26 protein-coding genes are annotated in these 19,428 nt (G+C 71.6%); 15 read left to right on the top strand and 11 right to left on the bottom strand.

Translation table 11 applies throughout. The annotated features are described in order from the left end of the window. Positions 1 to 90 precede the first annotated feature (90 nt). From phnC to MRBLWO14_RS12865, 5 genes are read left to right on the top strand one after another with little or no spacing between them, the layout of a single operon-like run. Positions 91 to 930: a phosphonate ABC transporter ATP-binding protein gene (gene phnC, locus MRBLWO14_RS12845; RefSeq protein ID WP_341933551.1), complete on the top strand. Its 840-nt coding sequence runs from the start codon at positions 91 to 93 to the stop codon at positions 928 to 930. Further along, positions 927 to 2,690 (top strand): ABC transporter permease subunit, encoded by a 1,764-nt coding sequence (locus MRBLWO14_RS12850; RefSeq protein WP_341933552.1) that lies wholly within the window; start codon positions 927 to 929, stop codon positions 2,688 to 2,690. The genes phnC and MRBLWO14_RS12850 overlap by 4 nt, the downstream gene beginning before the upstream one ends. Then, on the top strand, positions 2,687 to 3,826 hold the full coding sequence (locus MRBLWO14_RS12855; protein WP_341933553.1) for a TIGR03364 family FAD-dependent oxidoreductase: 1,140 nt from the start codon (positions 2,687 to 2,689) through the stop codon (positions 3,824 to 3,826). Before MRBLWO14_RS12850 ends, MRBLWO14_RS12855 begins: the two co-directional genes overlap by 4 nt. Further along, on the top strand, positions 3,823 to 4,563 hold the full coding sequence (locus MRBLWO14_RS12860) for an HAD family hydrolase (protein WP_341933554.1): 741 nt from the start codon (positions 3,823 to 3,825) through the stop codon (positions 4,561 to 4,563). The genes MRBLWO14_RS12855 and MRBLWO14_RS12860 overlap by 4 nt, the downstream gene beginning before the upstream one ends. A gap of 10 nt (positions 4,564 to 4,573) precedes the next feature. Further along, complete coding sequence (locus MRBLWO14_RS12865) at positions 4,574 to 5,662, top strand: alcohol dehydrogenase catalytic domain-containing protein (RefSeq protein WP_341933555.1); 1,089 nt, start codon at positions 4,574 to 4,576, stop codon at positions 5,660 to 5,662. A 6-nt stretch (positions 5,663 to 5,668) separates the two neighbouring features. On the opposite strand, the gene MRBLWO14_RS12870 is transcribed toward MRBLWO14_RS12865, so the two are convergent. Next, a complete protein-coding gene (locus MRBLWO14_RS12870; RefSeq protein WP_341933556.1) occupies positions 5,669 to 6,175 on the bottom strand; it encodes a CinA family protein in 507 nt (168 codons plus the stop codon). Positions 6,176 to 6,430: 255 nt separating this feature from the next. On the opposite strand from MRBLWO14_RS12870, the gene MRBLWO14_RS12875 reads away from it, so the two are divergent. Further along, on the top strand, positions 6,431 to 6,559 hold the full coding sequence (locus tag MRBLWO14_RS12875; RefSeq protein WP_341933557.1) for a hypothetical protein: 129 nt from the start codon (positions 6,431 to 6,433) through the stop codon (positions 6,557 to 6,559). Between the two features lie 2 nt (positions 6,560 to 6,561). Continuing rightward, complete coding sequence (locus tag MRBLWO14_RS12880) at positions 6,562 to 7,239, top strand: DUF6766 family protein (RefSeq protein ID WP_341936196.1); 678 nt, start codon at positions 6,562 to 6,564, stop codon at positions 7,237 to 7,239. A 24-nt stretch (positions 7,240 to 7,263) separates the two neighbouring features. Here MRBLWO14_RS12880 and MRBLWO14_RS12885 read toward each other — a convergent pair whose 3' ends face one another. Beyond that, entirely contained in the window at positions 7,264 to 7,785 is a 522-nt protein-coding gene (locus tag MRBLWO14_RS12885; protein ID WP_341933558.1) for an FHA domain-containing protein, read from the bottom strand. Positions 7,786 to 7,817: 32 nt separating this feature from the next. Continuing rightward, positions 7,818 to 8,207 carry a hypothetical protein gene (locus MRBLWO14_RS12890; protein ID WP_341933559.1) on the bottom strand — a complete coding sequence of 130 codons (390 nt, stop codon included), beginning with the start codon at positions 8,205 to 8,207 and terminating at the stop codon, positions 7,818 to 7,820. 82 nt (positions 8,208 to 8,289) lie between these two features. Here MRBLWO14_RS12890 and MRBLWO14_RS12895 point away from each other — a divergent pair, with 82 nt between their 5' ends. The 4 genes from MRBLWO14_RS12895 (at position 8,290) to MRBLWO14_RS12910 (ending at position 11,271) form a co-directional block, all read left to right on the top strand. Continuing rightward, complete coding sequence (locus MRBLWO14_RS12895) at positions 8,290 to 8,640, top strand: ATP-dependent DNA ligase (RefSeq protein ID WP_341933560.1); 351 nt, start codon at positions 8,290 to 8,292, stop codon at positions 8,638 to 8,640. Positions 8,641 to 8,761: 121 nt separating this feature from the next. Further along, positions 8,762 to 9,646: an SDR family oxidoreductase gene (locus MRBLWO14_RS12900; protein WP_341933561.1), complete on the top strand. Its 885-nt coding sequence runs from the start codon at positions 8,762 to 8,764 to the stop codon at positions 9,644 to 9,646. Between the two features lie 112 nt (positions 9,647 to 9,758). After that, positions 9,759 to 10,673, top strand: coding sequence for an EamA family transporter (locus tag MRBLWO14_RS12905; protein WP_341933562.1), 915 nt, complete (start codon positions 9,759 to 9,761; stop codon positions 10,671 to 10,673). 40 nt (positions 10,674 to 10,713) lie between these two features. Continuing rightward, complete coding sequence (locus MRBLWO14_RS12910; protein ID WP_341933563.1) at positions 10,714 to 11,271, top strand: GNAT family protein; 558 nt, start codon at positions 10,714 to 10,716, stop codon at positions 11,269 to 11,271. 19 nt (positions 11,272 to 11,290) lie between these two features. Here MRBLWO14_RS12910 and yidC read toward each other — a convergent pair whose 3' ends face one another. Further along, positions 11,291 to 12,055 (bottom strand): membrane protein insertase YidC, encoded by a 765-nt coding sequence (yidC, locus tag MRBLWO14_RS12915; protein WP_341933564.1) that lies wholly within the window; start codon positions 12,053 to 12,055, stop codon positions 11,291 to 11,293. 63 nt (positions 12,056 to 12,118) lie between these two features. Beyond that, entirely contained in the window at positions 12,119 to 12,391 is a 273-nt protein-coding gene (locus tag MRBLWO14_RS12920; RefSeq protein ID WP_341933565.1) for a DUF6412 domain-containing protein, read from the bottom strand. An 89-nt stretch (positions 12,392 to 12,480) separates the two neighbouring features. Between MRBLWO14_RS12920 and MRBLWO14_RS12925 the strand changes: the two genes are divergently transcribed. The 3 genes from MRBLWO14_RS12925 to MRBLWO14_RS12935 are packed head-to-tail and all read left to right on the top strand — an operon-like array spanning position 12,481 to position 14,222. Then, positions 12,481 to 13,542 (top strand): nitronate monooxygenase, encoded by a 1,062-nt coding sequence (locus MRBLWO14_RS12925; protein ID WP_341933566.1) that lies wholly within the window; start codon positions 12,481 to 12,483, stop codon positions 13,540 to 13,542. 21 nt (positions 13,543 to 13,563) lie between these two features. Next, a complete protein-coding gene (locus tag MRBLWO14_RS12930; protein ID WP_341933567.1) occupies positions 13,564 to 13,821 on the top strand; it encodes a type II toxin-antitoxin system prevent-host-death family antitoxin in 258 nt (85 codons plus the stop codon). Continuing rightward, complete coding sequence (locus MRBLWO14_RS12935) at positions 13,818 to 14,222, top strand: type II toxin-antitoxin system VapC family toxin (protein ID WP_341933568.1); 405 nt, start codon at positions 13,818 to 13,820, stop codon at positions 14,220 to 14,222. Before MRBLWO14_RS12930 ends, MRBLWO14_RS12935 begins: the two co-directional genes overlap by 4 nt. A 13-nt stretch (positions 14,223 to 14,235) precedes the next feature. Here the strand turns inward: MRBLWO14_RS12935 and purU are convergent, their stop codons facing one another. Then, positions 14,236 to 15,087 (bottom strand): formyltetrahydrofolate deformylase, encoded by an 852-nt coding sequence (gene purU, locus MRBLWO14_RS12940; RefSeq protein ID WP_096715045.1) that lies wholly within the window; start codon positions 15,085 to 15,087, stop codon positions 14,236 to 14,238. Positions 15,088 to 15,163: 76 nt separating this feature from the next. Here purU and MRBLWO14_RS12945 point away from each other — a divergent pair, with 76 nt between their 5' ends. After that, complete coding sequence (locus tag MRBLWO14_RS12945; RefSeq protein ID WP_341933569.1) at positions 15,164 to 15,634, top strand: glutaminase; 471 nt, start codon at positions 15,164 to 15,166, stop codon at positions 15,632 to 15,634. A gap of 57 nt (positions 15,635 to 15,691) precedes the next feature. Here MRBLWO14_RS12945 and MRBLWO14_RS12950 read toward each other — a convergent pair whose 3' ends face one another. From MRBLWO14_RS12950 to MRBLWO14_RS12970, 5 genes are all read right to left on the bottom strand, one after another. Continuing rightward, positions 15,692 to 16,411: a GMP synthase gene (locus tag MRBLWO14_RS12950; protein WP_341933570.1), complete on the bottom strand. Its 720-nt coding sequence runs from the start codon at positions 16,409 to 16,411 to the stop codon at positions 15,692 to 15,694. A gap of 44 nt (positions 16,412 to 16,455) precedes the next feature. Then, positions 16,456 to 17,196, bottom strand: a complete 741-nt coding sequence (locus tag MRBLWO14_RS12955; protein WP_341933571.1) for a LysR family transcriptional regulator substrate-binding protein — start codon at positions 17,194 to 17,196, stop codon at positions 16,456 to 16,458. A 127-nt stretch (positions 17,197 to 17,323) separates the two neighbouring features. After that, entirely contained in the window at positions 17,324 to 17,731 is a 408-nt protein-coding gene (locus tag MRBLWO14_RS12960; RefSeq protein WP_096715048.1) for a DapH/DapD/GlmU-related protein, read from the bottom strand. 88 nt (positions 17,732 to 17,819) lie between these two features. Continuing rightward, complete coding sequence (locus MRBLWO14_RS12965; RefSeq protein ID WP_341933572.1) at positions 17,820 to 18,593, bottom strand: DNA-formamidopyrimidine glycosylase family protein; 774 nt, start codon at positions 18,591 to 18,593, stop codon at positions 17,820 to 17,822. Beyond that, entirely contained in the window at positions 18,593 to 19,423 is an 831-nt protein-coding gene (locus tag MRBLWO14_RS12970; RefSeq protein WP_341933573.1) for an EI24 domain-containing protein, read from the bottom strand. The genes MRBLWO14_RS12965 and MRBLWO14_RS12970 overlap by 1 nt, the downstream gene beginning before the upstream one ends. Between the last annotated feature and the right edge of the window lie 5 nt (positions 19,424 to 19,428).

Consider the following 19,428-nt stretch of genomic DNA (forward strand, 5'->3'; position numbering starts at 1 on the left):
ACTCCGGCGCGTTTCGTCTCGCTTCGCTCGCTCAACGACCAAGCGCTTCGCTCGCTCGACGATCATGACGACCCGACCAGGAGAACAGCCATGAACACGGCATCCGATGCCCTGATCCGCCTCGACGGCGTGACCAAGACCTTCGGCTCGACCACGGCTCTGCGCGGCGCCTCGCTGCAGGTCGCGCGCGGCGAGATCGTCGTGCTGCTCGGCCTGTCGGGTTCGGGCAAGTCGACCCTGCTCCGCCACCTCGACGGCCTCGAGATCCCCACCTCGGGGACGGTCGAGGTGCTGGGCGCAGCGGTCCCCTCGCTCAGCGGCGCAGCGCTGCGCGCACTACGCCGCCGCGTCGGGTTCATCTTCCAGCAGTTCGAGCTCGTGCCCTCGCTCACCGTGCTCGAGAACGTGCTCACCGGCTCGCTCTCGACGGTGCGCGGCCCGCGGCTCGGGCTGTGGGGGTATTCGAGGGCATCGAAGCTGCGCGCGCTCGAGCACCTCGACCGCGTGGGACTGCTCGACCGCGCCTACCAGCGCAGCGACACGCTCTCGGGCGGACAGCAGCAGCGCGTCGCGATCGCTCGGGCGCTCATGCAGAAGCCCGACATCCTGCTTGCAGACGAGCCCGTCGCCTCGCTCGATCCTGAGTCCAGCGAGCAGGTCATGGCGCTGATCCGCCAGATCGCCGCAGACGAGGGCCTCACCGTCGTCTGCAGCCTGCACCAGGTCGACCTGGCGATCTCGTGGGCCGACCGCATCGTCGGCCTGCGGCACGGCGAGATCGTGCTCGACACCCCGACCACCGCGCTCACGAAGGCGGAGGTCATGGAGATCTACGGCAGGGTCGCGACGACCACCGCCGAGCTGCGCGCTGTGCAGGACGAGCTCGCGGATGCGGCGCTCACGTCCGCGGAGAGGGTGACGACGCCATGACGATCGTCGGTCCGTCGGCAGGCTCAGCGACGCGGGAGGGTTCGAACACCCCGAGCGGTGCCGGGAACCGAGGCATCGCCGACCGCGCCCCGCGCCGCCCCGTCTCGCCCGAGCGCATCGCGGCCGGCCTCACCCTGATCGCACTGGTCGTGCTCGGCATCCTCGCGGTGAACGAGGTGGGCATCTCGATCCCCGCGATGGTGCAGAGCTGGGGCAACGCCGAGAACTTCATGGCCCGCGTCGGCAGTCTGTCGTTCCCGGAGTTCGGCGACCTCGTCTGGCTCATCGCCCTCACGGTCGGCCTCGTGCTCGTCGGAACGCTGCTCGCCGCTGTGCTGTCGGTGCCGATCGCCTACCTGGCGGCCTCCAACACGACCCCGGGTACAGGGTGGCGCGCCGCCGCGCGCTTCGTGGGCGTGCTCACCCGCGCTCTGCCCGACGTGGTGCTGGCGATGGCGTTCGTGCTCATGTTCTCGCTCGGCACGCTCCCGGGCATCCTCGCCATCGGCATCCACTCGATCGGCATGATCTCGAAGATGTTCGCCGATGCGATCGAGCAGATCGACGAGGGGCCGCGCCTCGCGATCCGCGCGGCCGGCGGATCGCGGATGCAGGAGTTCGCCGCCGGCATCCTGCCGCAGGTCCTCCCGAGCTGGGTCGCCACCGTGCTGCACCGCAACGACATCAACCTGCGGGGCAGCGTCGTGCTCGGCTACGTGGGCGTCGCGGGTCTGGGACTCGAGATGTCCTACGCGTTCAAGGCCCTCAATTACGGCAAGGGTCTCGGCATCGCGCTCGTGATCTTCGTGCTCTGCATCGTCATGGAGATCGTGTCGAGCATGGTGCGCGGCGCGATGCTCGGCAACCGGAAGCACACCCGCTCATGGATCGACCGCATCATCCACCCGTGGCTGCGGGATGCGGATGCCGTGGCGCCCGTCCCCGCACGACCGGCGTGGGCCGCCTCGCCGCAGACCGCAGTGCGCCGACCGTGGACCGCCGAGCGCGCACGCAACACCGCCGGCATGGTCGTCGCGGTGCTCGTCATCGTCGGCAGCGTCGTGGTCAGTCAGATCACCTGGATGGACCTCTTCACGTTCTGGGCGAAGCTGCCCGACGTCGCCGCGAGGTTCTGGCCGCCGTCCTTCGGCAGCTACGACGCATCCGCCATGCTCCTCGCGATGCGCGACACCGTGGCGATCGCGCTCGCGGCGACCGTGCTCACACTCCTCCCGTCGCTGCTGCTCGGCTCTCTCGCCGCGCGCAACGTGGCGCCGAGCTCCGGCATCCGCGGTGCGGCTCGTCTGCTGCTGGTCGGCATCCGCGGCATCCCCGAGCTCATCCTCGCGATCGTGCTCGTCGTCATCACGGGGCTCGGTGCCCAGGCCGGTGTGATCGCCCTCGCGATCGGAGGCATCGGGCTGCTCGGCAAGCTCATCGCCGACTCGTTCGAGGAGGTCGACGGCGGACCAGAGCGGGCGCTGCTCGCCGTCGGAGCCACGCGACTGCAGACCTATGCCTCGGCGACCGTCCCGCAGGGGATGCAGGCTCTGATCGGGCACAGCTTCTACATGCTCGACACGAACATCCGTGCGGCGACCATCCTCGGCATCGTCGGCGGCGGGGGAGTGGGCTACTACCTGCTTAACGCGAGTCAGGGGTCGCGCTACGAGACCGTCACGGCCATCGTGCTCATGATCCTCGTCACGGTGCTCGTCGTCGAAGGGCTCGCGATGTGGATGCGGAAGGTGTTCCGATGACCGGCGCTCACGACACGGCCGACCTGGTCGTGATCGGCTCGGGCATCGTCGGTCTCGGCGCCGCGTACGCCGCGGTCCGGCGTGGACTCCGCGTGATCGTCGTCGACCGCAGCGACGCCCCGGTCGGCGCGACGATCCGCAACTTCGGCCACCTCTGCATCGGCGCGCAGTCCGGAGAGGCCCGCCGCTATGCCGACGCATCGCGCGAGCTCTGGCTGCGCCTCGCCCGTGACGCCGGTTTCTGGCTGCAGGAGTCGGGCACGCTCGTCGCCGCACGGCACAGCGACGAGATGGCGGTGCTCGAGAACGCGGCGGAGGATGGCGGCATCCGGATGCTGGATGCCGACGAGCTGCGTCGGCTCGCCCCGCTCCGAGCCGGGGGTCTCGTCGGCGGTGCGCACATCGAGACGGACCTGCAGACCGACCCGCGGGCGGCCGCTCCGGCGATCGTGCGCCACCTCGCCGCGTCGGGAGTGGACTTCCGCTTCCGCACGGCGGCGACCGGCCTGTCGGCCGGCGAGGTCAGGACGACGCGGGGCGCGATCGCGGCGGACGCGATCGTGGTCGCCGCCAATCACGACATCGACCAGCTGCTCCCCGAGGTCGCCGAGAGCCACGGCGTCGAACGCTGCGCCCTCGACATGATGCGCGCGGCCGTCGATCTCGACCGCCCGCTCGTCGCACCGCTGCTGACGGGCTGGTCGCTGGTCCGGTACGGGCGCTTCGCCGAGGGGCCGGCCGCGGCCGTGCTGCGCGAGCGTCTGCACTCCGAGCGCCCCGAGCTCGCCGCCCTCGACCTCAACCAGATGTACACGCAGCTGCCGGACGGCACGCTCATCCTCGGCGACTCGCACGCCACGGCCACCGCGCCGGCTCCCTTCCAGCCGGAGGCGGCGTTCACCGCCTTCCTGGCCGAGGCGGAGGAGCTGTTCGAGATGCCGGCTCCCCGCGTGCTCGAGCGGTGGCAGGGGGTCTACGCGAAGGCACCGGGCGACTTCCTCGTCGACACGAGCACCGAGGGGGTGCTCGTGCTCGCCGCGACGACGGGGATCGGCATGACGACGGGGCTGGGGCTCGCCGAAGAGAATCTCACCGCCGCCTTCGGGTGGGCACCAGCGATGGAAGGAACACCATGACCGCTCCGTTCGGATCCCCGACACCCGAGGCCGTGCCCGTCGAACTCGTCGTGCTCGACATGGCCGGCACCACCGTGCGCGACGACGGCGTCGTCGAGAGCGCGTTCCAGCGCGCGGCCGAGCGCACCGGCGTCGCCGATCGGATGCCGTGGGACGACGCTCTCGCATATGTGCGCGACACCATGGGTCAGTCGAAGATCGACGTCTTCACCCATCTCGCCGGCGGCGACGTGGCAGCCGCCCACCGCGCGACCGCCTCGTTCGAGGGGGCGTACGCCGAGATCGTTGCCGAGCAGGGCGTCACCCCGATCGCGGGCGCGGCCGATGCGATCCAGGGCCTCAAGGATTCCGGCCTGGCGGTCGCGCTGACGACCGGCTTCGCGCCCGTCACCCGCGACGCGCTGATCGACGGTCTCGGCTGGCGCGGACTGGTCGACCTCGCTCTCTCCCCGGTGGACGCGGGCAGGGGGCGTCCCGCGCCCGACCTCGTGCTCACGGCCCTGCTGCGCACGGGGACCTCCTCGGTCGCCGCCGTCGCCGTCGCGGGCGACACGGTCAGCGACGTCCAGTCCGGACGCCGAGCCGGCGCGGGCTTCGTCGCCGGCGTGCTCACCGGTGCCCACGACGTGCGGGCGCTGACCGCCGCCGGGGCGGATGCCGTGCTGTCCGACGTCACGGCTCTGCGCGGATCGCTCGCCGAGCACGGTCTCCTCGGCGCCGTCACCGCCACCCCGTGAGGGGGACGACATGGGCACGCTGCTGATCCGTCCTCCCGGCCATCGCCGCGACGTCGCGCTCCGACCTGCCGCCACGGCCATGGTCTGGATCGGCGAGGGGCACCCGCACGAGACCATCGCCGTGCCCGGTGTGGCCCTCGGCGACGACGACGTGCTCGTCGCCGTCGAGCTCTCGACGATCTGCGGCTCCGACGTGCACACCGTGCAGGGGCGCCGTTCCGCGCCGGTGCCGCTCGTGCTCGGGCACGAGAGCGTCGGCCGCGTGATCGCGACCGGCGACTCCGGTGCGACCACGGTCGACGGGGCCCCGCTGCGCATCGGCGACCGCGTCGTGTGGTCGGTGACCGTCTCGTGCGGCTCGTGCGACCGCTGCGCGCGCGGCCTCACGCAGAAGTGCCGCACGCTCACCAAGTACGGTCACGACCGCGTCGGCGTGCACGGCGATCTCACCGGCGCCTTCGCGAGCCACGTGCAGGTGCGCGGCGGCACGGCGATCGTCCGTGCGCCGGAGTCGCTGCCGGCGTCGGTGCTCGCGCCCGCATCGTGCGCCACGGCGACCGCCTGGGCGGCGGTGGCGAGGGCCGCCCGCGACCATGACCTCGACGGCGCGGCGGTGCGCATCCACGGCGCGGGTCTCGTCGGACTGACCGCGGCGGCGATCGCGGTCGAGCAGGGAGCCGTCGTCGAGGTGCTCGATCCGAACCCTGCGCGTCGAGCGCTCGCCGCACGCTTCGGCGCCACGCGGCTGGAGGGTGAGCCCGAGATCGTGATCGAGGCGTCGGGGCATGCCGTCGCCGACGCGCTCGCCGGAGTCGCGACGGGAGGCACGGTCGTGCTGGTCGGCAGCGTCTTCCCCGCCGACCCCGTGCCGTTCGACGCCGAGAGCATCGTCCGCCGGCTCGTGACCGTCGCCGGGGTGCACAACTACACCGGCGACGACCTCGTCGAGGCCGTCGCCTTCCTCGCCGGACGTGGGCGCGCCTATCCGTTCGCGGATGCCGTGGGCGAGGTGCGTCCGCTCACCGGAGTCGACGAGGCGCTCGCCGCGGCATCAGGTCCCGGGGCGCCGCTGCGCATCGGCCTCGTCCCCGGGCGCTGACACGGCTCACTCAACGGCGACCCCGCGGCGTGGTCCGGCGGCGCGAAGACCCTCGGCGTGGAAGGCGAGCAGACGCACGGCGGTCTCGACCGTCTCGTCGAGGATTTCCTCCGGCTCGCCGGTGAGCGCCAGCATCCGGTGTCCGATGCCGTCCGGCGTCGCCCAGCCGAGATAGACGGTGCCGGCCGGGTGTCCGCCGTCGGGCCCCGGTCCGCCGACGCCCGTCGTCGAGATGCTGAGATCGGCGTCGAACAGCTGTCTCGCGCCGTCGGCGAGCTGCTCCGCGCAGGTCGCCGAGACGGGATCGGTGCCGGGAGTCAGGCCCAGCACCCGCTCCTTGACGTCGGTGAGGTACGCGACGACTCCGCCCGCGAACCAGTCTCCGGCCCCTTCCGCAGCGCCGACCGTGCTGGCCAGGCGCCCGGAGGTGAGGGATTCGACCACCGCGACGCGGAGTCCTCGTTCGGCGGCGAGCTCGCCCAGTCGCTGCAGCGCCTCGTCGACCGCGCTCACCGCGCGAAGCCCTCGGTGCGGCGGGCCCCGGTGACACGGGCCTCGGGTGTCGTGAAGTCTCGCACAGTGGTCATGGTCCTGCTCCTCCTCGGTCGATCGCGCCCCGGGCGCTGATGCTCTCGAGGCGTGATCCCGACGTTAGAGGCGCCGTCCGGGCGGGCGAGTGGGGATTGACAACGACCGGGGCGTTCGTCAAGGCCCTCCCGGAGGTCCGTCCCGCAGCCGATCGTGACGACAGGATGAACGGAGGCGACCATGAGTTCTGACGATGCGGATGCCCGGACCCGGCAGTCGGCCGGTATGCGAGCGATGTTCTGGACCTGGGCAGGGCTGATCGCAGGGGGATTGACGGTGATGATCGTCACCCCGCTGGGAGGACGATGACCATGCGCAGAGCGATCCGCGACAACGGACTGAGCCTGTTCTTCCTGGCCCTCTTCCTGCTCGCCCTGCTCGGGCAGTCGGTCGCCGGCTATCTGCGCAATGACGGGGAACTGACCGACCACGGGATGCCCCGCATCGGGTTCGTCGAGTTCGTCACCTCATCGGACTTCCTCGTCGACGTCGCCGAGAACTGGCAGTCCGAGTTCCTGCAGTTCTTCCTCTTCATCGCCGCGACGATCTGGCTGGTCCAGCGCGGTTCGCCGGAGTCGAAGCGTCCGGGCGACGAGGGGCCGGGAAGCGATGCCGACCAGCTCGTCGGCGATCACGCCCGTCCCGACTCGCCGAGGTGGGCCAGCCTGGGCGGTCTCCGCACCGTGCTCTACGGCAACTCTCTGCTCATCGTCATGGGAGCCGTCTTCGTGCTCTCATGGTTCGCGCAGTCGCTCGCGGGGACCGTCGTGATGAACTCCGAGAACGCCATGCACGGCGCGCCCTCGGTCACCTGGCTCGACTACGTCGTCTCATCGGACTTCTGGGACCGCACGCTGCAGAACTGGCAGTCGGAGTTCCTCGCGGTCGGCACCATGGTCGCCTTCTCGATCTACCTCCGCCAGCGCGGTTCGGCCGAATCGAAGCCGGTCGGCGAGCCGGATCAGGCCTCCTCCACGGAGTCGGAGTGAGCGGGCGCCCGTCGGTGTGCCCGCTCAGACCTGGTCGGCGGAGTCCTCGTGCGTCGGGGCCTCGGACTCGATGGTCGCCTCGTCGGAGTAGTCGGGGCGCGGCGGCTGCAGCGGCTGGTCGGAGTACTCCCCGCCGAGGCGTCCGCCGTAGGGGCGCCCGTGATCGGCGAACTCGTCTCGCGCGTACACCAGGGTCCACGGGCCGACCGTGAAGCGGGCGCCGGTGCGCAGGGTCTGGCTGCGCTCGCCGGGGTGGGTCGCGTCGGCATCCGGGTTCGAGTTCATCTCGCCCTCGCCGTGCAGCTCGAGCACGTACTCGTCACGGTCGTCGTGGGTGATGGTGGCGTGCACGGGGTCGGCGTCGGCGAGGCGCAGGTCGGCGTCGGCGGCCGAGCCGATGCGTACGACGTCGGACTCCAGCGCGAACTCCGACCGCTCGTCGTCGCGGGTCACGCGGAGGCGAGGATTCCCCGCGCCGAACTCGGCGTGCGTGGTGGTGGGCGCGTAGCCCTCGTCGGAGCGGTCGTCGATGTGCCGTGCGTTCATGGTCTTGGCCTCCTCGGGTCGAGAATTCGACCCTACGCGGTGCGCCCGTCGCTGTCAGGGGGTTGACTTCCGTCGGCGTGGTCTCCCGCCGCTCCACCCGCGGCCGTGAGCTCTGCCGCGGGTACCAGATCCTCGCCCAGGAGCGTGATGCCCCCGCTGCTGTTCGCGGAGTTCGCCATCGCCGTGATCCAGTCCGCGCGCAGGTCGACCGGCTCGGGGTGGTCGAACACGAAGCGCAACGGGATCGACGGATGCAGCCAGATCGTGGTGCGCCCCGGAGGCTGCCCCTCGGGGTGCGCCCAGCTGAGCGTGAAGCTCTCGTTGCGGCGGAGCTTCGTGGCGATCACGACCTTGAGATGAGCCAGGGCACGGTCCTCGATGTGGATCGGGTTGTCGGTGCCGTCGTAATAGATCAGTCCCATACCGGCACGGTACGCCGGAACGCCCCCGGGCGACAGGCGTATCGTGGGGAGAGACCGTGCCATGCGGACAGGAGAGGGCGGGATGGGAAAGTTCATCTACGAAGGCAGCGTCAAGAGCGAGATCGAGGACCGGGCGCTCACGCACCTGCAGCTCGTGATCACGGCGAAGCTCCGTCGGGCCGAGCCGTTCCCGTTCAGCTGGCGCGAGGACGCGAGCGTCGGCGGCGGACGCACGACCGTGTGGATGCAGCCGGGCAGCTCCCTCGTCTTCAAGTACTTCGGCAGCCGCCAGCCGACGATCAACCGCGCGTGGATCGAGGCGCTGGCTTTCACCGCGAACTCGCCGGGTGGCCTCTACCTCGTCCCCGAGCCGCAGGACGGCCCCGGGACGCCCGGTTCGACGGGAGAGGTCGCCGCCGCGCCTCCCGTGTGACCGGCGTCGTGTGAGCCGCGTCGCGTGATCCATGGCGCGGGCGGGCGTTGTCAACCCCCTGCCCCCTGCAGGTCTCGGCCGAGAGTCTCGATGGACACCCATCGAGAGGAGCGACAGCGCCATGGCCGAGAACACCACCGACCCCCGCAGCGAGCACCGCGAAGAAGGATTCCCCGGGCAGGAGCAGGATCAGCCCGGACTCACCGAGCACACCCGCCCCGACCCCGACCACGGTGAGGACACCTACATCGGTCACGGCCGCCTCGGCGGTCGGCGCGCGCTCATCACGGGTGGCGATTCGGGCATCGGCCGCGCGGTCGCCATCGCCTACGCGCGAGAGGGCGCCGACGTCGCGATCGTGCACATGCCCGAGGAGCAGCAGGATGCCGACGACACCCTCGCGCTCGTGCGAGCGGAAGGACGCCAGGGGCTGAGCCTCGCCGGCGACGTGCGCGACGAGGCGTTCGCGACTGAGATCGTCGACCGCACCAGGAGCGCTCTCGGCGGCCTCGACATCCTCGTGCTCAACGCCGCGTACCAGCACGACATCGAGAGCTTCGACAGCCTCAGCACCGAGCGCATGCGGCGCGTGTTCGACACGAACCTGATCGGGATGCTGTACACCGCGCGCGCCGCCTACCCCGACCTCGCGCCGGGATCGAGCATCATCGTCACGGCCTCCGTGCAGGCGTACCAGCCGTCTCCCGGTCTCATCGACTACGCCATGACGAAGGCCGCGCAGGTCGCGTTCGTGAAGGCGCTCGCCGAGGAGGCGGGTGAACGCGGAATCCGTGTCAACGCCGTCGCGCCTGGCCCGATATGGACGCCGCTCATCCCGGCGACGGGGTGGGACGAGGAGCGCCTCAACACGTTCGGCGACGACACCCCGCTCGGCCGCGCGGGTCAGCCGGCCGAGCTCGCCGGCGCCTACGTGTACCTCGCATCGGGCGACGCGTCGTACACGTCGGGAGCCGTGCTCCCCGTCACCGGAGGCAAGCACCTCTGACCCAGGCGCCCGGGCCACGGTGGACGGCGCCGTGGCCCGGGTCTCTTCCCGACCACCCCGGGGGCTCGCTTCCCGGCGATCGCCCGCGGCATCCGAGCCCTAGGCTTGGGTGGTGCAGCAGTCAGCGTCGTCCCGCCCCCTGGTCGGCGTGGCCCTCGTCATCGGGTCGTGCCTGTCTCTGCCCTTCGGCGCCGCGGTCGCCGCCCAGCTCTTCCCCGTGCTCGGCCCCTGGGGTGTCACGTCGATGCGCGTCGCGATCGCCGCGCTGCTGCTCGTCGTGATCGTGCGTCCGCGGCCGCGTCGGTGGACGCGCAGTCAGTGGACGGCCGCCGTCCTCTTCGGGTTCTCGCTCGCCGCCATGAACGCGTTCTTCTATGCGGCGATCGACCGCATCCCGCTCGGTCCGGCCGTCGCGATCGAGTTCCTCGGCCCGCTCGTGCTGGCCGCGATCCTCACCAGACGGCTCGCCGACGCCGCCTGGGTCGGGGTCGCCCTGATCGGCATGGCGCTGCTCGCCGTCGACGGCCTGGTCGGAGCCGAGCCCCTCGACCCCCTCGGCGTCCTGTTCGTGCTCGTGGCAGCGGGGTTCTGGATCATGTACATCCGCATGAGCGCCAGGGTAGGGGCCGTGATCCCCGGCAGCGGCGGTCTCGCGATGGGGCTCGTCGTCGCGGCGGTCCTCCTCATCCCCGTCGGGGTCCCCGCCGCCGTCACGGTGGCCGGCGATGTGAACCTCCTGCTGCTCGCCGCGCTCACGGCCGTGCTGTCGTCGGTCATCCCGTACAGCTTCGAGCTCGCGGCGCTGCGCCGACTGCCGCAGCGCGTGTTCGGTGTGCTGCTGAGCCTGGAGCCCGCGTTCGCGACCCTCGCCGGCTGGCTCGTGCTGGGGCAGTCGGCGACGCCCCTGCGGATGCTGGCCGTCGCCCTGGTGGTGCTCGCCAGCGTCGGCACCACCCTGGGCGTCCGGCGTCAGCGGCGTCGCGACGAGGACGGCCCCTTCACGGCCCCCATCCCGCTGCCGGACTGAGAACGGCTGATGGTGTCGCGTCGTGTCACGATGGACCGTGATGATCGAACGACGCCTCCGCGAACAGCCGACCCTGCGCACTCCGCGTCTGCGTCTCGAACAGCTCGGGCCGCAGCACCTCGACGACGTACTGACCTCGCTCGGCGATAGCGAAGCGATGCGCCTCACCGGCACGCGAGAGTCGTTCACGGATGAGCAGGTCCGCGCTCACCTCGACCGTCTGCCCGGTGCGGATGACCGCGCCGACTTCGCGATCATCCGAGCGTCGGACGGCGCCTTCCTGGGAGAGGTCGTGCTGAACGACCTCGAAGTCGACGACCTGGCGATGAACTATCGCATCGCGCTCGCAGCGCCGGAGCACCGGGGGCAGGGGTACGGCACCGAAGCCGGGCGCGCCGTCGTCGAGTGGGCCTTCGCTGTGGTCGGCCTGCACCGGATCTCGCTCGAGGTCTACAGCTTCAATGGCGGCGCGCAGAGGTCGTACGAGAAGATCGGCTTCCGCGTCGAGGGTCGCGCACGGCACGCGCTGCGCTGGGACGACGAATGGGTCGATGCCATCCTCATGGGCCTGCTGAGCGACGACCCGCTCCCGGGCTGACCGGGGCGGGTCGACGCCGTCAGCGGGCTGCGACGGGCACGGGCAGCGGATAGCGGCGACGCAGCAGCATCCGCTGCACGAGCGTCCACGCCACGGTGACCGTGAGGTAGAGCGCCGCGGCGAGCGGTACGAACGCCGCGAACACCGCCGTGAGGTAATGCAGCGCACCGGCAACGCGCATCATAGCCGGGGAGTTCAGCGGGGATTCCTCCGCGCCCTCGACCGGCACCGGGCGGAAGACGCGCCGTGAGACCTCGGCGACCGCGACGATGATCGCGAGCAGCACGCCGAACACGAGGAACGTCTCGAGCGTCGCCGTGCCTCCGAAGACCGCCGACACGAGGCTCGTGCCCAGCGGCGCGCCGAAGAGGTCGTGCGTGAGGAGGTCGTTCGGATGCCCGGCGATCTCCGGACGCAGGAACAGCGTGTAGATCAGGCCGACGACGGGCGCCTGCGCGAGCACCGGCAGCATGCCGGCGAACGGCGAGGTGTTCTCGGAGCGATAGAGCTCCATCATCTCCTTCTGCAGCCGTTCGGGGTTCTTCTTGTGGCGCTTCTGCAGGTCGCGCAGACGAGGGGCCAGCCGCGCCCTGACCTGCTCGGCCTTCGCCTGCGACACCCCGACCGGGATGAGCAGGGCGCGCACGAGCAGGGTGACGAGCACGACCGCGAGCGCGGCGGCGGATGCACCGGCGACGGGTTCGACGAGGGTGGCGAGGCCGGCCAGCGCGCCGTAGGCGGCGTCGAGCAGGGCGGCGAGGGGAGGGAAGGCGAAGATGTCCATGGAAGTCCGTTCGTGTGTCGGGAGGGGTCGGCGGAAGCCGCGCGGTCCCGTACGTGAGACGGACTACGCGGCGGCGGCGACTCCCGGCGCACGCGGACGCGGATGCCCCGCGGCATCCGGATCGCTCTGCCCGAGCAGGGTCGACACATCGATGGCCCGCAGCGGGTGCGGGGCGGTGCGCGGCGTCGGCGGGGCGACGCTCAGCGCGACGGCGATCGTGAGGGTGGTGAGCGCGATCACGGCGATCGCGAGCCCGAGCGCAGCGGCATCCGGGACGGCGATGAGTCCGAGCGCGGACGCGACGAACGACAGCATCTGGCTGAACCACTCGCTCATGCGCGCCTCCCTCAGGGCGAGCGTAGCATCGGTGATCGGACGGATGCCGGGCGCGAGCCGTCCGTCCGCTGCGGGCGTAGCCTCGGAGCATGAGTGATCTGCGTGCCCTGTTCGGGATCGAGCATCCGATCGTCCTCGGTCCGTTCGGTGGGCTCTCCTCGGTGGCGCTGACCGCCGCGGTGAGCGAAGCGGGCGGCCTCGGCGGCTTCGGCCTCTACGGCTTCGACGGCGACCGCATCCGGAAGACGGTGGCGCAGCTGCGCGAGGCGACCGCGCGCCCCTTCGCGGTGAACATCTGGCTGCCCACCGGAGACGAGGCCCTGCCGAACCCGCAGCACACGGTCTTCGCGCAGGCGCTGCAGCCGTTCTTCGAGGCCGTGGGGCTCGACGTGCCCGCCCGTCCGGAGCGCTACCTGCCGCCGCTCGACGAGCAGCTCGACGCGATCTGGGACGCCGCGCCGCCCGTGCTCAGCGTCGTGTTCGGGGTGCCGTCGGGCGAGATGATCGACGAGGCGCGACGCCGCGGCATCCGCGTCGTCGGCACCGCGACCACGGTCGCCGAGGCGGTCGCGCTCGCCGATGCGGGAGTGGATGCCGTGGTCGCCACGGGCCTCGAGGCCGGAGGTCACCGGGTGTCGTTCCTGAAACCCGCCGAGGAGTCGCTGGTCGGCACGATCGCGCTCGTGCCGCAGGTGGTCGACGCGGTGCAGGTCCCCGTGATCGCGGCGGGCGGCATCGCCGATCGTCGAGGGGTCGCCGCGGCGTTCGCCCTCGGCGCCTCGGGCGTGCAGGTCGGCACGGCGTTCCTCGCGACCGCGGAATCGGCGACCACGGACCCGCATCGCGACGCGATCCGGGCCACTGCGGCCGAGGGAACGGTGCTCACGAGGGCGATGAGCGGCCGCCTCGCCCGCGGAGCGCGCAACCGTGCCGTGCGCGCGATCGAGGCGGGCGGCATGATCGCGCCGTTCCCGATGCAGAACTGGCTGACGGGCCGGTTCCGCGCGGTCGCCAACGAGCAGGGGCTCGGCGAGCTGCAGTCGCTGTGGATGGGCCAGGCCGCATCGCTCGCGCAGTCGCGCACGGCGTCGGAGGCCTTCGCTGAACTGCTCGCCGGAGTGCCGCACGCCGACGGAGACACGTCTGGCTAGGTACCTGGCTAGAATGCGCACATGTCGACCCACAACGTTCTGGACGCCAGGAACAACCTGTCGCGGCTGATCGCGGAATCGGAGAGCGGCGAAGACGTCGTCATCACCCGACGCGGGACTCCCGTGGCCCGCATCGTGCCGATCGGTCCCGTCGACGTCGTCCAGAGCGGACGACTGCTCGTGGAGTGGATCGACTCCGCGCCCCTCCCGCCGCGGCTCTCGCGCCTCTCCCGAGACATCGACGCGCAGATCGCCGAAAGCCGGGACGCCTGGGAATGATCTACCTCGACTCCTGCATCCTGATCTTCGCGCTCGAGGACGCGGGGCCCCGTGGCGACGGCATCCGCCGCCTGCTCGGAGACACCGAGGAGACGGTGGCGTCGAGCCCGCTCGCGCTGCAGGAGTGCCTCGTCCTGCCCCTCCGAGAGCGGAACCTCGAGGTGCGCGACCGGTACCTGGCGCTCTTCGACCATCTCCAGAGCATCCCGCTCGACGAGGCGGTCTTCGTTCGTGCGGCGGAGCTCCGGGCGGACTTCGGCATCAAGACCCCGGACGCCGTGCACCTCGCCGCGGCGCAGTTGGCGGGTTGCACAGAGCTCTGGACCAACGACCGGCGGCTGCTCGCGGCGTCGCGGGGCCTCGCGATCGACGTGATCGAACGCGCAGCCGCGTCTTCGTGACAGCGCGCGACGGCTAGAGGATGACGGTCGAGCGGCCGTGCACGATCACGCGGTCCTCGGCGTGCCACTGCACGGCCCTGGCGAGCACCAGGCGCTCGACGTCGGCGCCGCGACGCTGCAGTTCGGCCGCGGACTCGGAGTGCGTGACGCGCGTGACGTCCTGCTCGATGATCGGCCCCTCGTCGAGGTCTGCCGTCGCGTAGTGCGCGGTCGCGCCGATGAGCTTGACGCCGCGCTCCTTGGCCCGTGCGTACGGGTTCGCGCCGATGAAGGCCGGCAGGAACGAGTGGTGGATGTTGATCACCGGCGCCTCGAGTCGCTCGATGAAGTCGTCGGTGAGGATCTGCATGTAGCGGGCGAGGACCACGAGGTCGACGTTGCCGCGCAGCAGCTCCAGCTGACGCTCCTCCATGACCTGCTTGTCGCCCGAGGGGATGTGCACGAACGGCACGCCGAACGAGCGCACCGCCTCGGCGAGGTCGGGGTGGTTCGAGACGACCATGGTGATGTCGATGTCGAGCTGGCCGCGCTGCGTGCGCCACAGCAGCTCCATGAGGCAGTGGTCGTACTTCGAGACGAAGATCGCGACGCGCTTGCGGCGCGCCGTGTCGTGCAGCGACCACTCCATGCCGAAGCGCTCGGCGACCTCGGCGAGATCCGCTTCGAGGGCCGTGCGGGCGGCGGAGAGACCCGGCAGGTGGATCACGGTCCGCTGGAAGAAGCGTCCGCCCTCGGAGTCGGTCGAGTGCTGATCGAGCGAGATGATGTTCGCGCCGTGCCGGGAGAGCACGCCGGCGACGGCGGCGACGATGCCGGGCTGGTCGTCGCAGGCGATGAGCAGGCGGGCGGTGTCGGGCTGGGGCATGGGGACTCCTCGGGGTGTGCATCGATTCTGCCGTGCCTGCGGGTCCCCGGGCGAATCGCGGCCCTACCCTGGAGGGATGGACGAGGTCGCGCCGCCCGCATCGCAGCTGCTCGCCGAGGCGCGAGCCGCGCTCGTCGGCGCTCCGCGCGAGGGCTTGGGCGAGGAGCGCGTCTCGCGCTGGCGCGGTCGGCGCATCGTGCGGATCGGTGATGCCTGGCACCTGGGCGTGCTGCTGCTCACCGACACGCTCACGCTCGCGACGGCCGAGGTGCTGCGTGCCGCCGACCCCGGGCGCCGCGGCTATACGGCCGAGTCGGCTCGCGAGCGGGCCGAGAGACGCGCCGAGGCGCTGCGCGGCGGATTCGCCGAGGGCGAGGTCGCGCACGTCGGGTGGTCGGTGATCGACGTGGAGGCGGTGGACGCCGGCGGGGCATCCGGTCCGCTCGCCGTCGTCGACGGGGTGGCGTCCGTGCACTGGAGCAGCGCCGGAGGGTGGATGCCGCTGCAGGCATATCTCCGCGAGCGCATCGAGCTCCTCCGCGGCTGACCGCGGTCACTGCGTATCGTCTCGCTGCGCTCGCTCGACGACCAGGGGCGGGTCGCGTCAGTCCGCGAACGTCTCCGCGAAGCGCCGCAGCAGCGCCGCACCCTCGGTGACGGATGCCGCGAGCACCTGGCGCTGCACGATGTCGAACTCCTCGGGGTCGAAGTATCCGGTCGTGCGGTAGAACGTCATGCGGTCGGCGAAGTCACGGGGTGTGGGCTCGGGGTGGAACTGCGCCGTGTAGAGGTGCGACCCGACGCGGTAGGCCTGCACCGGGCACGCCTCATTCGTGGCGAGCAGCACGGCACCGGCGGGCAGCGCGACCGCGCTCTCCTTGTGCGCCGTGAACACCGTGAGCGCAGGAGCGCTGGGCCCGAACACCGGATCGGAGTCACCCGCGACGGTCGTGCGGATCACGGTCGCGCTCGCCGCCTCGGGCGTCGACGTCGTGACCTCGCCGCCCAGCATCCTCGTCACGACCCCGATGCTGAAGCACGTGAAGAACGCCGCGATGCTCCCGTCGATCGCCTGCCGCGCCAGGGTCTCGAGGTCGGCCTCGACCCGCAGCTGTCCGCTCGACTTGGTCGCGTCGGTCACGTTGAACGGCGAACCGCCGACGACGACGCCGCGGTACCGGCTCAGATCGACGGTGTCGAGGCGATCCGCGAGGAGGTCGAGGCGGTCGACCACGTCGACGCCGAGCGCCCGCCGGAACGAGGCGTGCTCGGCATCCGCTGCCCCGAGCTCGGGGCGCACGCAGACATAGAGAAGCGAGACCACCACGCGAGTCTAACGATCGGTGTGGGCGCGGCCCGACGCGGCCGTCACCGGGAGGAGTTCGCCGTGCGGCCCCGCACGATGCCGATGAACATGTCGACGTCGTCGGTGGTGCGGTCGCGCACCCATGCGAGCGCCACCGGCGAGGTCGGACCGTCGACGAGCGGACGGTGGTCGACGTCCTTGCGGTGGTGCAGGCGCGCGAGAGACATCGGCACGATCACGACGCCCGTGCCGGTGGCGGCCGTGGCGATCGCGTCGGCGGTCGTCACCGCGGAGAAGCGCGGCGCGACGGCGCCTGGCACGTCGATCGGTCCGAGGGCGTCGTCGGAGAGCGGGATCACGACCTCGCCGGCCAGGTCAGCCAGCGTCAGCTCGTCGGCGGCCTGCAGGTGCGAGTCGACGGCCGCGACGACGACCGGAGTCTCCTCGTAGAGCGGGATCACGTGCAGACGATCATCCGCGAGGGGCAGGCGCACGATCGCCGCGTCCAGGGCGTCGAGAGCCGCGCGCTGCTCGGCGACCGCGATCGGCACGAGCTCGAGCGGCACGTGCGGCATCCGCTGCTTCCACGCGTCGATCCATTTGCCGGGGGTGGCTCCCGGCACCGCGCCGAGGCGGAACGTGCGCGGCTCTTCCGGAGCCTCGCCCGCCGCGTCGAAGACCACCTTCGCGGTCTTGCGTGGGGGCTTGGGCGGAGGGAAGCGCTGTGCGGGGGCGGCCTTGTTCCGTCGTGCGGGCGTGCCCTTGCCGGAGCCGCGCGGCGGTCGTCGTCCCTGGGTGCCCATGCGCTCCAGGGTACCCGCGCCGCGCTCGTCGCCGCGGCGGGGAGCTCTGCGGTACGGAGTGACTTCTGCGGCCACGCTCGCGCGGTGAGGCCGCGAAAGCTCGCCAAGGCCGCAGAAGGTGACCCGCTCAGGCGGCGAGCCAGAGCCCCTTCGGGTTCGTCGCGATGGTCAGCCCCGCGGCCACCGTCTCGTCGTCGCCGATGCGAGCACCGCGGACGATGCGTGCTCCGGCTCCGATCTCGGTGCGGACGCCGATGTGCGCGTGGTCGCCCACGGCCGCGCCCTCTCCGATGTGCGCGTGCGCCTCGATGTGCGCACCCTCGCCGATCACGGCATCCGGTTCGATCCATGCGCCGCGGGCGATGGTCGCCCCCGCGCCCACTCGGGCACCGGGTTCGATGTAGGCGCCCGCTTCGATGTGCGCCTTCGGATGGACCTTCGCGCCGTGCGCGACGAGACCCCGACCGTTCGCGTGCTTGCGGTATCGCAGCGTCGCTCCCTGGTCGTTCTCGATGTCGACGTAGTTCTTGCCCACTGTTCCTCCCGTGTTCCGGAGACCTCCGGATATATCAACAACCACAGGATGTTCGGATTCATTCCCCGGAATGGATGGGGGCTTGACATCATCGCTGACAGATGGGGCACCAGAACGTGATGCGCTCGCGGGTGGGATCGGCGCCGAGCTCGCCCTTCCTGATCGGCGTGCCGCATCGTCGACACGGGCGGCCGGCGCGCCCGTACACCCACGTGCCCTGACCCGGCCGATCGACGCCCGTGAAGGTGCGGTGGCGGCGGTCGCGGTTCGCCCTGATCGTGCGCACACCCAGCGCGAGCAGCGCGGGCACGTCGACCTCGGGGGCCGGCGTCGTCGGCAGCACGCCGCGCAGGAACAGCAGTTCAGCCGCGTATTCGTTGCCGAATCCCGCGACATTGCGCTGGTCGAGCAGGGCGACGTGGATGCTGCGGACGTCGGCGCTCACGCGGCGCGCGGCCTCCACGGCATCCCAGTCCGCGCCGAGCGGATCCGGACCGAGGTAGCCGACGAGCTCCTCCTCGTCGCGCGTCGGCACGACCTCGATCTCGGCGAGGTCGATGCCGACCGCGTCGCGCTCGGCGGTGCCCACGATCGCGCGCACCTTGAACGCCGGATGCCGCCACTTCTCGCCCTGCCGGTAGACCAGCCAGGCGCCGTCCATGCGCAGATGCGAATGCAGGGTGGTCTCGCCGATGCGCAGCAGCAGGTGCTTGCCGCGGGCGACCGAGGCCACGACGGGCTGCCCGGTCAGGTCCACCGTCGCGAAGCGCGGGACCCGCAGGTCGAAGCGCGTCACCTCGGCGCCGACGATGGCCTCCTCGAGACGGCGGGCCGTGCGGAAGACGGTGTCGCCCTCGGGCATCAGGCGCTCCCGGTCGGCGGGTGAGGTGTCGAGGGGTGAGGTGTCGGCGGGTGAGGTGTCGGGGGGTGAGGTGCCGGCGGGTGCGCGGCCGCCGCGATCGGCGTGCGCTCGAGCAGGCTGCGCGCGAGCACCGTCGCCCCGGCCACGGCCGCCGGCATGACCGCGACCGCGCCGCCGGGCACGAGGAAGCACAGCTGGGTGGCCGCGCCGAACCCGAGGACCCTGGCGCGGCTGCCCCGGAACAGCGCGGCTCGATCGGCGGGGGAGAGGTCGCGGGCGTCGAAGGCTCGCCCGGTGAGCTCGCGAGCCAGCACGCGCCCCGACAGCAGCACGCCGAAGACCGGCCCGAGGATGCCGCCGACGAGCGGGATGAGGCCGAGCAGCAGCACCACGATCGCGACGAGCACGCCGAGCAGGACCAGGCGGATGCCCTCGCCCAGCGCCGACCAGAACCCGCCGCCGTCGGACGCGGGCGGGTCGCCGAGGTCGGTCTCGACCGCGCGCCAGATGCGCTGGTAGAACGGGTCGCCGATCGCGAGCGCCAGCGCGCTGAACACCGCACCGGCGAGGGCGAGAGCGGCCGCGAACAGCACGATGCCGACGACCCCGCGGAACAGGTCGCGCCACGGCTCGGCCCATCCGTCGGCGAAGGGTGTGGCCCAGTCGGCGATCGTCCACAGCGAGAACGCGAGAGGGATCAGCGCCGCGAGCAGCAGTACGCCCGCGATGACGGCCGGCACGAGGCCGAGCGCCATGAGTCCGGGGCGCCGCCGCCACGTGCCGAAGCCGCGGAAGAGCATGCGGACGCCTTCACCGAACTCGCGGATCATGCGTC

It is taken from the genome of Microbacterium sp. LWO14-1.2 (genome assembly GCF_038397715.1).
In the GTDB taxonomy this organism is placed as follows: Bacteria; Actinomycetota; Actinomycetes; order Actinomycetales; family Microbacteriaceae; genus Microbacterium.